Here is a 14,812-nt window from a genome sequence, read left to right on the forward strand (position 1 = left end):
GGTCGGTGCTCTGCCACCGACCCTGATCAACGGTGGGAATAGGAGCAGACAAAACCACGGGACAACCGCTGTTGACTTGCGGCTTTGACCAAGCCAGACCTTAAGCGATGCGATGGATCATGTTCGTCCTGGGTCTTTGGTGCCTGTCCACAAGCGCAACCGCACAAGATCGTGCTGCGGTTGAAAAACAATTCCAGGCTTGGCTGCAAGAAACCATCTGGCCAAAGGCCAGAGCCAAGGGTGTTTCCAGGCGCACGATGCAGCAGGCCTTTGACGGTGTGACGCTGAACTGGAAATTGCCGGATCTGGTGCCTCCGGGGCAACCGAACAAAACCCCGAAACGGCAAAAACAGGCTGAATTTGGCTCCCCGGGTCGATACTTCAACGCGGGCTCCGTTCAGGGCGCGACATCCGTCGGGCGGCAGATGGCCCGGCGACACGCCGCAACCTTGGCGCGCGTCGAGGCCGAAACAGGCGTGCCCGCCCGCATCATTCTGGCCATCTGGGGTCGTGAGAGCGGCTATGGGCAAGTTCCCATTCGACACAACACCTTCCAGGTGCTGGGCACCAAAGGGTTCATGAGTACCCGCGCTGACTATTTTACCAAAGAGCTGATCGCGGCGCTGCAAATCGCCGAAGCGGGCGATGCACCGCCGGGCACAATGAAAAGCAGCTGGGCGGGCGCTTTGGGCCAACCGCAATTCATGCCCTCCAATTTCCTGACCTATGCGGCCGACGGGAACGCGGACGGGAAAGCTGACATTTGGACCTCAGCCGAAGATACAATTGCCTCTATCGGGAACTATCTGGCGCAGCATAGCTGGAGGGCCGGGCGCGATTGGGGGTTCGAAGTCGTTGTTCCTGACACCATATCCTGCGCGCTGGAAGGTCCTGACCAAGGCAGACCCATTCGGGACTGGGCCGCAATGGGAATTGCGCGCGTGTCAGGCAAGCCGTTTCCAAAACATGAACTGGCCGGAAAGGGGTATTTGATGATGCCCGCGGGGCGGAACGGCCCTGCCTTTGTCGTCACACCAAACTTCTATGTCCTCAAGGAATACAACAAAAGCGATCTTTATGCCTTGTTCGTTGGACATGTCGGAGACCGCATTCAATATGGCGTTGGCGATTTCACAGGACGCTGGGGCAAGATCGACGCCATGTACCGATCCGATATCGCTGCCATGCAGCGCACACTGGAACAACAAGGACACGACGTGGGCGGAGCAGATGGCCTACCGGGTTTCAAAACCCGTCGCTCGATCGGACGCTGGCAAGAATCGATCGGCCAGGCTCCGACCTGCTTTCCTGATGCGGGAATGAAGGCCAGCCTGGAACAGTAGCGATTCGCCCTGATCCAGATACCACTCAGCTGTTTGACCCGACGGAAACAACCAAACGAAAATCGGTACCCTTCACGAAAGTGTCACGAAGCCTCCGAGTTTCAACATAAAATTTCCACTGCACCCCCGTTTCCATTCACATTCCACCTCTGGTTGCCCAATTTTAAGGCAAAGGCTTTAACCTTTTTTGAAATAATGCCACGTTCGACATCAGTGAAAGGCGACTTTTGCAAACACGTTCCCGACTGCAAACCGAAAGACTGCGACGCGGTGTTCATTGCGATCTGAAAAAGCAAAATTCGAACCAGTCCCGGTCTCTTTCTGGGTCGGACAAACATGGTGGCCCTCAGCCATCCTGAAGGGATGCGCGTGGGTTGCTTGATAAAAAACGGGAGTTGAAAAACATGAACAAGTATATTCGTACATCTCTTGCGGGGCTATTGACCTCGACCATGATAACCGGTGCTGCATTTGCCGCCGGAACCCATCCGACTACCGGCGAAGCGTTGGCGGATGACCAGACCTTTACCTATCGTATTCTGGACGAACACAGCTCGGTCGATCCTCAAGTTGTTGAGGATGTTTCCGGCGCCGAGATCGTGCGTGACCTGTTCGAAGGCCTGATGAACCAGGACGAAGACGGCAATCTGGTCCCCGGTGTTGCCACCGGTTACACCACCAACGACTCTAAAGACGTTTACACCTTTACCCTGCGCGACGATGCGAAGTGGTCGAATGGTGATCCGGTAACCGCCAGCGATTTTGTTTTTGCCTGGAAACGTGCCGTCGATCCCGCCCTGTCCTCGCCCTATGCATGGTTCATGGAACTGATGTCGATCGAGAACGCATCTGAAATCATCGCAGGTGACAAGTCGGTTGACGATTTGGGCGTCAAAGCCATCGACGACCACACGCTTGAAGTGACGCTCAGCGCACCGCTGCCGTACTTCCCGCAAATGACCACGCATTCGACCACTTTCCCTGCCCCGCAGAAAGTTATCGAAGAGTTTGGCGACGCCTGGACCAAGCCTGAAAACATCGTATCGAACGGTGCATACGTCCTGACCGAGCATCTGCCGCAGGAACGTTCGGTTCGTGAGCGGAACGAAAACTACTGGGATAACGACAACACGATCATCGAAAAAGTCGTGGCACTGGTCATCAACGACGAAAACGTCGCGCTGACCCGTTATCTGGCAGGTGAGCTGGACCGCACAGAAGTTCCCGCAGGTCAGTTCCCACGCTTGCAAAAAGAGCACCCGGAGGAAGCAATCAGCTTCCCGCGCCTGTGTAACTATTATTACACGTTCAACCTGTCCGATGGTGGCCCCGAAGCCTTCAAGGACCCGAACGTCCGTCAGGCGCTGTCCCTGGCAGTTGATCGTAAGATCATCACCGAGAACATCATGGCAGGTGGGCAGCCGCAGGCTTATACCTTTGCCCCGGCAGCAACCGCTGGCTTTGACGTTCCAGACGTAGAAATGGCGTCGATGTCTCAGGCAGAGCGTGACGAACTGGCCAAGGAACTGCTAGCCGCAGCTGGTTATGGTCCCGACAACCCACTGAGCTTTGAGATGGTTTACAACACCTCGGAAGCGCACAAAAAAGTTGCCGTGGCCCTGAGCCAGATGTGGAAGCAAAAGCTGGGCGTCAATGCCGAGCTGGCCAACATGGAATGGAAGATCTTCCTGGAAGAACGCGGAAACCAGAACTTCGATCTGGCCCGTGGCGCATGGTGTGGCGACTATAACGAAGCGTCGACCTTCCTCGATCTGCTACAGTCGGATTCCGGCTATAACGACGGCAAGTACAACAACGCCCGCGTTGATGAACTGCTGTCCGAAGCCAAAACCTCTGACGATGCCGCTCCTCTCTACACCGAGGTCGAGCGTATCATCGCGCAAGAGACGCCCGTTATCCCTATCTATCACTATGCTGGCGTCTACATGATGGACAGCGATGTCGGTAACTGGCCGGTCAAAAACGTAGAGCAGAACTGGTATTCCAAGAACCTCTACAAAACCGCCGAATAATCTTCCTTAGACCAAGCTTTGCCCCGGAGTTCTTTCCGGGGCAAAGCCAATAATGGGGGCATGAAATGCTTGCCTATATCGTCCGGCGATTGCTGATCGCCGTCCCAACGATCCTTTTGCTGATCGTTGCAAGTTTCTTTCTGATGCACTTCGCGCCAGGTGGACCATTCACCTCGGAACGGCCACTGCCGCCCGCGGTGCTGGCCAATATCGAGGCGCGGTACGGTTTGGACCAACCGCTGTGGAAACAGTTGTGGGACTATCTGTACAACATCGTCGTGCATTTTGATTTCGGCCCGTCCTTTAAGTTCAAGGACCGGGACGTTAATGACATCATCGCGCAGGGTTTCCCGATCTCGTTGACCTACGGTTCGCTGTCCTTCCTGGTGGCAACAACCGTCGGAGTCGCGCTGGGGATTGCCGCGGCGATCAAGCACAACAGCTGGATCGACTATTTCGCTGTTGGCTTGGGTATCGCAGCGCAGGCGCTGCCGAACTTCATCATGGGTCCGATCCTGATCCTGACCTTCACCTTGTGGCTGGGATGGCTGCCGGGCGGTGGCTGGAATGGCGGCCAGTGGCCGTACCTGATCATGCCCGTTATCGCGCTTGCGACCTCATACATGGGGTCCATTGCGCGGATCACGCGGTCATCGATGCTTGAAGTTCTGAACTCGAACTTCATCCGCACGGCTCGCGCCAAGGGTCTGCCGACAAGAACCGTGATCTGGCGCCATGCACTGAAACCAACCTTGCTGCCCGTCGTGTCTTATCTGGGTCCGGTTTTCGTCTACGTACTGACGGGTTCGGTCTTTGTGGACATCTATTTTTCGACCGGTGGACTGGGGCAGGCCTATGTGGGGTCCGCGCTATCGCGTGATTACGCGGTGCTGTTGGGTGTCACGATCCTATATGGCGTCCTGACCGTACTCGTAAACCTGCTGACCGACCTGGCCTATGCCTGGTTCGATCCGAAAATCCGTTACTGAGGGGCTGGCAATGCTTGGTAAATCACAAAAAGCCGCCCACCTGGCCGAAGACATCACCGATTACACGGTCATTCAGGGGCGTTCACTCTGGCAAGACGCACGGATGCGTTTTGTTCGCAACAAAGCCGCCATGGCGAGCCTGTTCATTCTGGCGATGATCGTGTTGTTCACGATCATTGGCCCCTACTTTGCCGTTTGGAGCAACGAGGAAATCGACTGGAACGTCATGGGCGACGTACGCGGCATGGGAATGCCGTCCGCAGAGACTGGACATTTCTTCGGCGTCGACGATCTGGGGCGCGATCTATACAGCCGCATCATTCAGGCGACGACGACATCGCTGCTGGTGGGTCTGATCGGTGCCGCAACCGCCCTGATCGTCGGTACATGTTACGGTATTGCCGCAGGGTATATCGGTGGCCGCACCGATGGTGTGATGATGCGCTTCGTCGATATCCTGCTGGCCATTCCGGCAACTCTGGTCATCATCCTGTTGCTGGTTGTCGCGGGTCGATCATTCGTCATGCTGTTCATCGCACTTGGTGCGGTTGGTTGGCTGACGATGGCACGAATTGTCCGGGGGCAAACCCTGACCCTGAAGAACCGAGAGTTTATCGAGGCCGCACGTGCGGCTGGGGTCAGCGAATTCACCATCATGTATCGCCATATACTGCCCAACCTTCTTGGCGTGGTGATTGTGTATGCTTCGCTTCTGGTGCCAGAAATGATCCTGACCGAAAGTTTCATCTCGTTCCTCGGCCTTGGGATTTCCGAACCCTATACCTCTCTGGGTCGATTGATCGCCGAAGGGGCCGGGACGATGGGCTATGGCACGCTGTGGCAGTTGTTGTTCCCACTGACATTCTACGTCGCAATCATCATCACCATGTTCTTCATAGGTGATGGCTTGCGCGACGCTCTGGACCCGAAGGATCGCTGATATGAGCCTGTTTTCCGTAAAAGACCTGAGCGTCCAGTTCAACACCGCCGACGGTGTTGTAGAGGCCGTCAAAGGCATCAGTTTTGACATCAATCCAGGCGAATGCCTGGGCATCGTGGGCGAAAGTGGGTCCGGCAAAAGCCAGACATTCATGGCCGCGATGGGCCTGCTGCCACCTGCCGGGCAGGCAACCGGTTCCGCCATGCTGAACGGTCAGGAAATTCTGAACCTGCCGGTCAACAAGCTGAACCAGATCCGTGGCGACGATGTCGGCATGATCTTTCAGGATCCCCTGACCGCCCTGACCCCGCACCTGCGGATCGGTCAGCAGATGCGCGAAGTTCTGCAGGTTCACGAGGGGCTGCAAGGATCGGCTGCTCGGGCGCGCTGTCTTGAATGGCTCGAACGTGTGCGCATCCCTGAGGCTAAACGGCGTCTGGATCAGTATCCACATGAGCTGTCGGGCGGCATGCGCCAGCGGGTCATGATTGCAATGTCCATGTTGTGTAATCCAAAGCTGTTGATCGCGGATGAACCGACAACGGCGCTGGATGTGACCGTTCAGGCAGACATTCTGGACCTGATGGTACGCCTGCAAAAGGACGAAGGCACCGCGATTGCGCTGATTACCCATGACATGGGTGTCGTGGCCCGAATGTGCGATCGCGTTCAGGTCATGCGGCTGGGTCAATTCGTTGAGGCCGGCGAGACGCGTGAAATCTTCCGGGCGCCCAAACACGACTACACCAAGACTTTGCTGGCCGCGATGCCCCGCATCGACGCCGGTGACGCACCCAAGGCGCTGGAAAAAGTCGATGAGCCGCTGCTGAAAGTCGACGACGTCAAAGTGCACTTCCCAATCCACGTCTCGGGCGGTTTGTTCGGGCACAAAGTACCTTTGAAAGCCGTCGATGGTGTCAGTTTTGACATCCGCAAGGGCGAAACATTGGGAGTCGTGGGCGAGTCTGGTTGCGGAAAGTCCACTCTGGCACGGGCCGTCCTGCAGTTGATCGAACCCAGTGCGGGAAATGTCAGTTGGCTGGGTCATCCCATTGTTGGACTTAGGAGGTCCGAGTTGAACAAGTACCGCAAGGACTTGCAAATCGTGTTCCAGGACCCGCTGGCCAGCCTCGATCCGCGGATGACCATCTCGGCCTCAATTGCGGAACCGCTGAAGACCTATCGCCCTGACCTGACTGAGCGGGAGCGCAAGAAGCTGGTCGCCGAAATGATGGAACGGGTCGGCCTGAAGGCCAACATGATCAACCGCTATCCGCACGAGCTTTCGGGCGGTCAGAACCAGCGCGTCGGCATTGCACGGGCGATGATCAACAAACCCAAGCTGATCATCTGCGACGAAGCAGTGTCCGCGCTGGACGTGTCAATTCAGGCGCAGATCGTGGAATTGCTGCGCGAGTTGCAGCAGGAGTTCGGTCTGTCGATGATCTTCATCAGTCACGACCTGTCGGTTGTACGAGCGGTATCTAACCGGATCATGGTGCTGTATCTGGGCCGGATCGTGGAACTGGGCGACGGAGAAGTGATCTGTTCTGATCCGATCCACCCCTACACCAAATCGCTGATCTCGGCCGTGCCAATTCCGGACCCGGACGTGGAGCGCAGCCGCACGCGCCTGAAACTGCCGGGCGAACTGCCCTCACCGATGGATCCGAAAGCCGCGTTGCGTTTCCTCCCAAGTCGTTTGGCGGCCGGTGAGAATGACTATGTTCCTCTGTTGAGTGAAGTGAAGCCTAATCATTTTGTGGCCGAGCACGACCCGCTCGAGGCGATCATGGCAAAGGCATAAACCCGCCTGCTCCGAAGCAATTCACAGCCTTCGGGGCAGGTTCGTTTTTTGGGTGTTTCAGCGACTCAGTTTGTCTCCACATTGCATCCAATATGCACATTTTCATCCATTTTAACCCTAAACTGGCAACCTCTAAGGCTATGTCATAGCCAGCATGTGCAGAGCATTTTGACTTCCGATTTCAACGGTGGCACGATCTCTCCAAGTTGACCGACTTTGCCTAATTGCGTTGATTGTTCTAATCGCGCGCAATATGAGGTGGCGTCGACAAAACACTTTCATACGGACAAGACTTTTTGCTGAGAGGTAGCATGGCACGTAAGGTCACAAAGGCGATTTTTCCGGTTGCGGGTCTTGGTACTCGCTTTCTGCCCGCGACAAAATCGGTACCTAAGGAAATTATGACCCTGGTCGATCGCCCGCTGGTTCAATACGCAATCGACGAAGCTCGGGCGGCCGGGATTACCGAATTCATTTTTGTAACGTCCCGCGGAAAGTCAGCGCTTGAGGACTATTTTGACCACAACCAAATCCTTGAACAAACGCTTAAGGAAAAAGGCAAAGACGACCTGTTGGAAACGCTAAATGCGACCAACATGGAAAGCGGGGCTATCGCCTATATCCGGCAACACAAAGCTTTGGGTTTGGGTCACGCCGTGTGGTGCGCACGCCGCCTGATTGGAGACGAACCATTTGCGGTCATGCTGCCCGACGACGTCATCGCAGGGGAAAAGCCCTGCTTGCAGCAGATGATAGAAGCCTATGAGGAAACTGGCGGCAATATGGTTGCCACCATGGAAGTTCCCCCGGAAAAGACAAGCTCTTACGGCGTTTTGGATGTGGGCGATAACATCGGAACAGCGGTGCGCGCGCGCGGCATGGTCGAGAAACCGAAACCCGAGGAAGCACCGTCCAATCTGGCAGTAATCGGTCGTTACATTCTGCGCCCATCGGTTCTGTACAACCTTAATCAGAACAAGCTGGGCAGTGGCGGCGAGATTCAACTGACGGACGCAATCGCCGAAGACATCAGAAACGGTGTCCCGGTTTTCGGATACAAATTCGACGGCCAGCGGTTTGACTGCGGGTCCAAAGCGGGTTTCCTGCAGGCAACAGTCGCCTTTGCGCTGGCGCGCGATGACCTTCGAGAGGATTTGCAGAAATACCTGCACGACGTTGTCGCCACGGGTCAGGCAGCTCAGTAACCAGGGATGACGGCCTCGAAGACGAGGTAAACGGTATCGTTTAAAGGGCAAACTGCGGGCATTGCAGTTTGCCTTTTTCTTTCGGTGTGGATGAAAGGCCCAGGGGGCGATTGGACAGCCCTTCACTCAGCCAGAATATTGGCACGACATTAACCGAGCGTTCTTACCGGTCAGGTGGGATTCATGTGAGGCACGGCAGTCTGGCGCGCAACGCAATTGTCGATCCGACAACCAACGGAGAATGCCCTTTGTCCCAAAATTCGCCCAAATTGAACCTGCCATTCCTGCAACCTTCGCAAGCGCAAAAGCACATCACACATAACGAAGCCCTGAGACGCCTTGATCTGATCGTCCAGCTGAGTGTTGCGTCTACCAATGCCTCAACCCCGCCCGCAGTTCCGGCACAGGGTGAGCTTTATGCCCTTGGATCGACACCCATCGGCGATTGGTCGGATCATGCCGGAGACCTTGCAGCCTGGTTGGACAATGGCTGGCATTTTATGACCCCCAAATCCGGCTGGCGCGCGTGGGACCAAGAGAATAACCGTCTGACAATTTGGGACGGGTCAGCATGGATCGAACCCCCGACTACAACGCAGAACCTGCCAGGCATCGGAATCGCCACCGGGTACGACACGACCAACCGTCTGTCGGTGCGCGCTCCGGCAACCTTGCTAAGCCACGAAGGTGCCGGGCATCAACTGAAGATCAACAAGGCAAATGCCGATGAGACCGCATCCCTGTTGTTTCAATCCAATTGGACCGGGCATGCCGAAATGGGTCTGTCCGGCAGCACGGGCTTTTCCATCAAGGTCTCGCCGGATGGGAACAATTGGTTTGAGGCGTTGAGCTTTGATCCAGCGTCCGGGGTGGCCTCTGGCACGGCCGTGCAAAACAGCGCAGAGGACACAACAGCGGGCCGCCTGATGCGGGCTGACTATGGGTATGGGCCCGGAAATCTCTTAGGGGCGGTCACGCAAAGTGGCGGAACCCCGACCGGCGCTGTGATTGAGCGAGGAGCCACACCAAGTGGTGATTTCGTCCGGTTTGCTGATGGCACCCAGATTTGCACCGCTACACTGGATGCAACGACCTGCTCAAACACCGCAGGTGCACTGTTCGCAAGCTCGTCGGAAGCATGGGATTTTCCAGTTGCCTTCGCGGCCGGCACGAACCCGGCACTCAGCGGCAGCGGGGGCGCGATCAGCAGGTTCATGGGTTTTGATGAACCGTCCGAAACTCAGGTCGTGTACAAAGTTCTTTCGTCTGCTTCTGACGCGACGGTTTTACCACCAACGGCGATAGCTATTGGCCGCTGGTTCTGATCCGCCAGACTGCCCGGGTCTTTGTCCGGGCGGTCACTTCGCGCGAAGTTCTGCCTCGGCTTGCTCCAGAAACCAGGTATAGGTTTCGCGAATCCCGTCTTCGATCCCGATAGTCGCGCGCCATCCCATGTCGGCCAGCCGGGAAACATCCATCAGCTTCCGCATAGTACCGTCCGGCTTGCTGACGTCTTGCGTAATCCGCCCGGTGAACCCGGTGATCTTTGCCACCATCGCCGCCAGTTCCGCGATCGAGATATCTTCGCCACATCCCACGTTGATATGGCTCAGCATGGGTTGGGTATTTGCCTCATACGCAGCACGGGGCAGGTCCACTACGAACAAAGACGCCTCAGCCATGTCGTCAACATGCAGAAACTCGCGCCGGGGCTTACCTGTGCCCCAGATGACAACTTCGTCCAGCCCATCCCGCTGTGCCTCGTGAAATCGGCGGATCAGGGCGGGCAGAACGTGGCTGTTTTCAGGGTGAAAATTGTCACCAGGTCCGTACAGGTTTGTCGGCATCACGGAACGATAGTCCACGTCGTGCTGCCGATTGTAGCTTTCACACAGCTTGATACCGGCAATCTTTGCCACGGCGTAAGGTTCGTTTGTCGGCTCTAGCACACCGGTCAGCAGGGCATCTTCGCGCATTGGCTGCGGCACTGCTCGCGGATAGATGCAGGAACTGCCCAATTGCAGCAGGTTTTTGACTCCCGCAGCAAACGCCTGATGTATCACGTTACACTCAATCATCAGGTTTTTGTAAATGAAATCCGCTGGGTAGGTGTTGTTGGCGTGGATACCGCCGACTTTGGCCGCTGCAAGAATGACAACGTCCGGCCGCTCGGCCTGCATGAAATCGGCGACAGCGGCCTGATTGGTTAGATCAAGTTCCGCATGAGTCCGTGTCACAAGCTCCAGTGACTCACCTGATGCTTGGCGGTCTTGCAAGCGACGCAGGATTGCGCCTCCGACCATGCCGCGATGCCCGGCGACGTAAATCTTGCGCATGCCCCCGGCCTCAGCCATTTTCCAGTGTGACCGGCAATTCGTAACCATGCTGTTTCAGCAAGGCATGACGTTTGGCTGTCTTCAGGTCCTCGGTGATCATTTCAGCGCACATCTGCTGAACCGTCAGTTCCGGCTCCCAGCCCAGTTTGTTTTTGGCGTTCGATGGATCGCCAAGCAATGTTTCGACTTCTGCCGGGCGGAAATATTGCGGGTCGATGCGCATGATCACGTCACCAGGTTTCAATGCAGGTGCACTATCGCCTTCGACGGACTTGACAGTGGCAACTTCATCGACACCTGTGCCTGAGAATTCAAGCGTCACACCCAGTTCAGCGGCGGACCATTCGATGAACTGACGCACCGAATACTGTACACCCGTTGCAATAACGAAATCCTCGGGGGCGTCCTGTTGCAGCATCAACCATTGCATCCGGACGTAATCCTTGGCGTGCCCCCAGTCGCGCAGGCTGTCGATGTTGCCCATATACAGGCAGCTTTCCAGACCCTGGGCAATGTTGGACAAACCACGGGTGATCTTGCGCGTCACAAAGGTTTCGCCCCGGCGTGGGCTTTCATGATTGAAAAGGATGCCGTTGCAGGCATACATGCCATAGGCTTCGCGATAGTTGACGGTGATCCAATAGGAATACAGCTTGGCCACCGCGTAAGGTGAGCGTGGATAAAACGGCGTTGTTTCACGCTGGGGTGTTTCCTGGACCAACCCGTACAGCTCGGACGTAGACGCCTGGTAAAAGCGCGTGTTTTTCTCAAGACCCAAGAACCGGATCGCTTCAAGCAGGCGCAGAGTACCTATCGCATCGACATCTGCTGTATATTCCGGCGATTCAAAACTGACCGCCACGTGGGACTGCGCGCCAAGGTTATACACCTCGTCCGGCTGAACCTCTTGAATGATGCGCGTCAGGTTCGATGTGTCACTTAGGTCACCGTAATGGAGGTGCAGGCGCGGATTGGGCACATGCGGGTCCTGATATATGTGGTCAATACGCTGTGTGTTGAATGAAGACGCACGGCGCTTGATCCCGTGAACTTCGTACCCTTTTTCCAGCAGAAATTCGGCAAGATATGATCCGTCCTGCCCTGTAATACCAGTAACCAATGCTGTTTTTGTCATAGCCGAATTCCGAGAATATCTGATTTGCTTTTTTGCAGCCTCTGAAACAGCAATAACCTCCTGAATGCAACCCTGCGCCGCGGTCGGGCTTTGATTTCACATGAGTTGACCGACGCCTGCGCAAATAGTTTTAGGTCGACGCGTACAGAGGCACCGATCCCTTTGCGCCTTCCGAAAGCGCTTTGCTCTGATCGCTGCGAACCTTTTCATACAGCGCTAGCGCATCGGCAGAAAACAACTCGGTTGGTGGCTCAACGTGAACAAAGTTGCTTTGGCCGTCCTGCCCGCGCGCGAGCATGGCATAGTCTCGCTCTGCAACCAGCTGCTTGGCATTCGGGTTGAGATAACGGATAGCAAGACCAATTCGCCGGTCACCCGATTGATTGGGACCCGAACCGTGGATCGTCAGCCCGTGATGCAGGGACATCTGCCCTGGCGCCAATTCGATGTGGGTCTTGTCTTCCTCGGCGACATCCACTGCAACCTCTTGTCCGCGCGACAGAAGATTGGTGTCTGAATACGTATCGTTATGCGGAAGGATCGGGTTCTTGTGGCTGGCGCGCACAAAATCCATGCATCCACTTTCGACCGTTGCCGGCGAAAGCGCAATCCAGGCGGTGACCTGATCCGGGGTTTCGCCCATCCCCCAATAGGTCAAGTCCTGGTGCATCCCAACGGTGTGGGCGGTGTGGGGTTCTTTGACGAAGAACTCGGCGGACCAGACCATGATGTCCGGCCCTAGAACACCTTCGACCACATCCAGAACACGAGGATTCATCGCGACCTGCGCCGCCAGCGGCATCACCAGATGCGCATTGACCCGTTTGTAAGTGTTCAGCGGCAAGGGCAGGTCTGCGCCAAGCCATTCCCGCTCGATCCGCTCAAGCTCAGCACGGGTTGCGGCGGCCTCGTTTTCGGAAAAGATGGTTAGCGGGAAAAGAAACCCATCCTCCCAATATTTGTCGGATTGCGCCTGGCTAAGTGCGACGTCGCGCGTTGGGGTGCTTTCTGACATCTGGCATACCTTTTTGACAACTTGCTTTCCCAGAGTTTTTACCCTGCGCTGCCCGCAGGGCGCTTATCCTATCTGCGACGATAAGTTCAGCTTTGCCTTTGGGGCAAGTCACCTCGCGTTTCATTTCTGACACGCTTTCGTGCTTTCAATACGCCGGCCTGATCCACGCTGATCCGACCCCGTGATTGGATCGAGGGCACCCCCTGCCCCCCCGGATCAAAAGAGTCGCACGTACGCCAAATACCGTAGTTCCCATTTCAGCATCCCAGCTGTGCAAAGACACCTGTGCTGCCCGCATTCACCAACCCGCCACCATCGCCGCAGCGGATAACACGGGTGTTCGGGTCTATCATCTCGGGCTGATCGCTATAGGCGATCAAACCGCTTCCCAGCACCGTATACAGCCCGCTGGGCTGGGGTTCCGAGAAATAGCCTTGGACCTGAACAATGCCGACCGCACCGGAGAACAGCCCGAATTCCAGACGCTCGGCCTCGATCCCTTCGCGTGTTGACTGCCCGACGACCCGGACAAGATCACCCGCCGACAGATGTTGCGGCTCAAGCCCACTGACAACGCTTGCCCCGATCACAGTCCGGTCCTGGGTGTCAGACCCAAGATATGTGCCGGACAACCGCGCCTGATGCCCATTGCTTGTCAGTTTTTCAATGTGTGAAGCGCGCACTGACTGACCTTGCCACAATCCGCTGATAGCGACCCAATCGCCGACCTGAATGTCTGCACGCTGTTCAAACGCAACTTCGGTCCCAAGAACCGATATCCTGCCGTCCTGCACGCTGGACACTGGTCCGACCAGCGGCAGGACCTGACGGATGTGTTTTGCGTGCCACCCACCATTTTCCTGAGTTACAACAACCGCAACGGTATGACCCGGCTTCAACTCGCCCGCAGTGATCAGAGGAACCGAGTCGGCAACCGGCATGTGGCCATCGAACAAAATATGCTGCCCATTTACATGGATGCTGCCCAGATGGGTGATCGTGCCCACGATACCGGTGCCGATAATGCCACCTTCACGATCAGTTTCACCTTTGTCTTCGGCCTGAATCGGAGCAGGCAGCCAAGACACCATAAAAAACGCCGCGAGCACACGAAGAAACACACCCATGCCTACTCATCCTCTTTCGTGTTTTTACTTGGCGCATTTTGCGGCGAGGGCAGGACAAAAGCGCCCGCTGCAAATCGACCACTGTGATCGCCATTACTGTCTTTATCCTGCAGCTCGCGGGCCAAGGAATTGATCTCTTGCAGCAGCCTTTGCGCTCTGTCTGACGAGAGTAGACGCAACTCTTCAATCGATTCTGACGACAGATGAGAATACCGCACCGCACGGTCAAAATTGCGTAGGGCATCCGGTTCTGCCAGCAGGTTCTGTGTTGCCACTGCCAAATGCGCAGACAGCGTCGCCTCGTAGGCCGCCACTTGTTCAGCGCTGCCAGCAGAAGGAAGAAAGGCTTGGGACAATAGACGAAGATTGCCTTTTTCGACCAGTTCCACGTTCTTTTGGTCGATCAAGGTTTCCAGAACAGTACCTGGGGCCATGTCCACGCGCGCGCGCCGCACCAGATCATCAAATCCCGGTCCAGTCTCGTCGTCTTTACGGCTCAGAATCCGAGGCGCGCCCAATTCGTCCAGAAATTCGGGCGTCGTCGACCAAAAGCTGATAACCAGTGCCGCCGCATTACAACTGCGTTTCAAAGGGGCATCATCGTCGGTGTTGCGCAGCCTTTTGACATCCTTGCGATGCAGGCCCGTCAACAGGCTGGCGCGGCTGTCGCTTAGCTTTCCATCTGTGCTTTGCTCAGCTGCCGTCAGCAGGGCTAGTTTGAGCGCTTCGGTCGCGGTGCCAAGCGTGACCCCATGCGCAACCATTGCCTGCGCCAGTGGGACCAGCAACGCAGACAGGGCGGTTTCAAGAGGAGGTTTGGGATCATTCGACATTTGGGAACTCGTCACGGATTGGTAGTTGATAACATTTTCCTAGAATTAA

General features: G+C 56.2%; 12 protein-coding genes. 7 read left to right on the plus strand and 5 right to left on the minus strand.

The genetic code is table 11. The features are described 5' to 3' along the window. The first annotated feature begins 119 nt into the window (after positions 1 to 119). The 7 genes from AC2FI8_RS17515 (at position 120) to AC2FI8_RS17545 (ending at position 9,642) form a co-directional block, all read left to right on the plus strand. Positions 120 to 1,343 (plus strand): lytic murein transglycosylase, encoded by a 1,224-nt coding sequence (locus tag AC2FI8_RS17515; protein WP_496780380.1) that lies wholly within the window; start codon positions 120 to 122, stop codon positions 1,341 to 1,343. 404 nt (positions 1,344 to 1,747) lie between these two features. Then, on the plus strand, positions 1,748 to 3,376 hold the full coding sequence (locus AC2FI8_RS17520) for a peptide ABC transporter substrate-binding protein (protein ID WP_496780382.1): 1,629 nt from the start codon (positions 1,748 to 1,750) through the stop codon (positions 3,374 to 3,376). 65 nt (positions 3,377 to 3,441) lie between these two features. Beyond that, complete coding sequence (oppB, locus tag AC2FI8_RS17525) at positions 3,442 to 4,365, plus strand: oligopeptide ABC transporter permease OppB (RefSeq protein ID WP_058277210.1); 924 nt, start codon at positions 3,442 to 3,444, stop codon at positions 4,363 to 4,365. Between the two features lie 10 nt (positions 4,366 to 4,375). Then, positions 4,376 to 5,305, plus strand: a complete 930-nt coding sequence (locus AC2FI8_RS17530) for an ABC transporter permease subunit (RefSeq protein ID WP_058274595.1) — start codon at positions 4,376 to 4,378, stop codon at positions 5,303 to 5,305. A gap of 1 nt (position 5,306) precedes the next feature. Next, positions 5,307 to 7,112, plus strand: coding sequence for an ABC transporter ATP-binding protein (locus AC2FI8_RS17535; protein WP_282119485.1), 1,806 nt, complete (start codon positions 5,307 to 5,309; stop codon positions 7,110 to 7,112). A gap of 311 nt (positions 7,113 to 7,423) precedes the next feature. Further along, complete coding sequence (gene galU, locus AC2FI8_RS17540) at positions 7,424 to 8,317, plus strand: UTP--glucose-1-phosphate uridylyltransferase GalU (protein WP_282152118.1); 894 nt, start codon at positions 7,424 to 7,426, stop codon at positions 8,315 to 8,317. A gap of 248 nt (positions 8,318 to 8,565) precedes the next feature. Continuing rightward, entirely contained in the window at positions 8,566 to 9,642 is a 1,077-nt protein-coding gene (locus tag AC2FI8_RS17545; protein WP_496780384.1) for a DUF2793 domain-containing protein, read from the plus strand. Between the two features lie 33 nt (positions 9,643 to 9,675). Here AC2FI8_RS17545 and fcl read toward each other — a convergent pair whose 3' ends face one another. The 5 genes from fcl to AC2FI8_RS17570 form a co-directional block, all read right to left on the minus strand. Continuing rightward, complete coding sequence (fcl, locus tag AC2FI8_RS17550; RefSeq protein WP_496780386.1) at positions 9,676 to 10,653, minus strand: GDP-L-fucose synthase; 978 nt, start codon at positions 10,651 to 10,653, stop codon at positions 9,676 to 9,678. A gap of 10 nt (positions 10,654 to 10,663) precedes the next feature. Continuing rightward, positions 10,664 to 11,788 (minus strand): GDP-mannose 4,6-dehydratase, encoded by a 1,125-nt coding sequence (gmd, locus tag AC2FI8_RS17555; protein ID WP_496769252.1) that lies wholly within the window; start codon positions 11,786 to 11,788, stop codon positions 10,664 to 10,666. 130 nt (positions 11,789 to 11,918) lie between these two features. Continuing rightward, on the minus strand, positions 11,919 to 12,803 hold the full coding sequence (locus AC2FI8_RS17560) for a phytanoyl-CoA dioxygenase family protein (RefSeq protein WP_496780387.1): 885 nt from the start codon (positions 12,801 to 12,803) through the stop codon (positions 11,919 to 11,921). Positions 12,804 to 13,060: 257 nt separating this feature from the next. After that, positions 13,061 to 13,930 (minus strand): DUF5666 domain-containing protein, encoded by an 870-nt coding sequence (locus AC2FI8_RS17565; RefSeq protein WP_496780389.1) that lies wholly within the window; start codon positions 13,928 to 13,930, stop codon positions 13,061 to 13,063. Positions 13,931 to 13,932: 2 nt separating this feature from the next. Further along, positions 13,933 to 14,763 carry a DUF6502 family protein gene (locus AC2FI8_RS17570; protein WP_496780391.1) on the minus strand — a complete coding sequence of 277 codons (831 nt, stop codon included), beginning with the start codon at positions 14,761 to 14,763 and terminating at the stop codon, positions 13,933 to 13,935. Positions 14,764 to 14,812: the final 49 nt, after the last annotated feature.

It is taken from the genome of Ruegeria sp. CDSB029, from assembly GCF_059611125.1.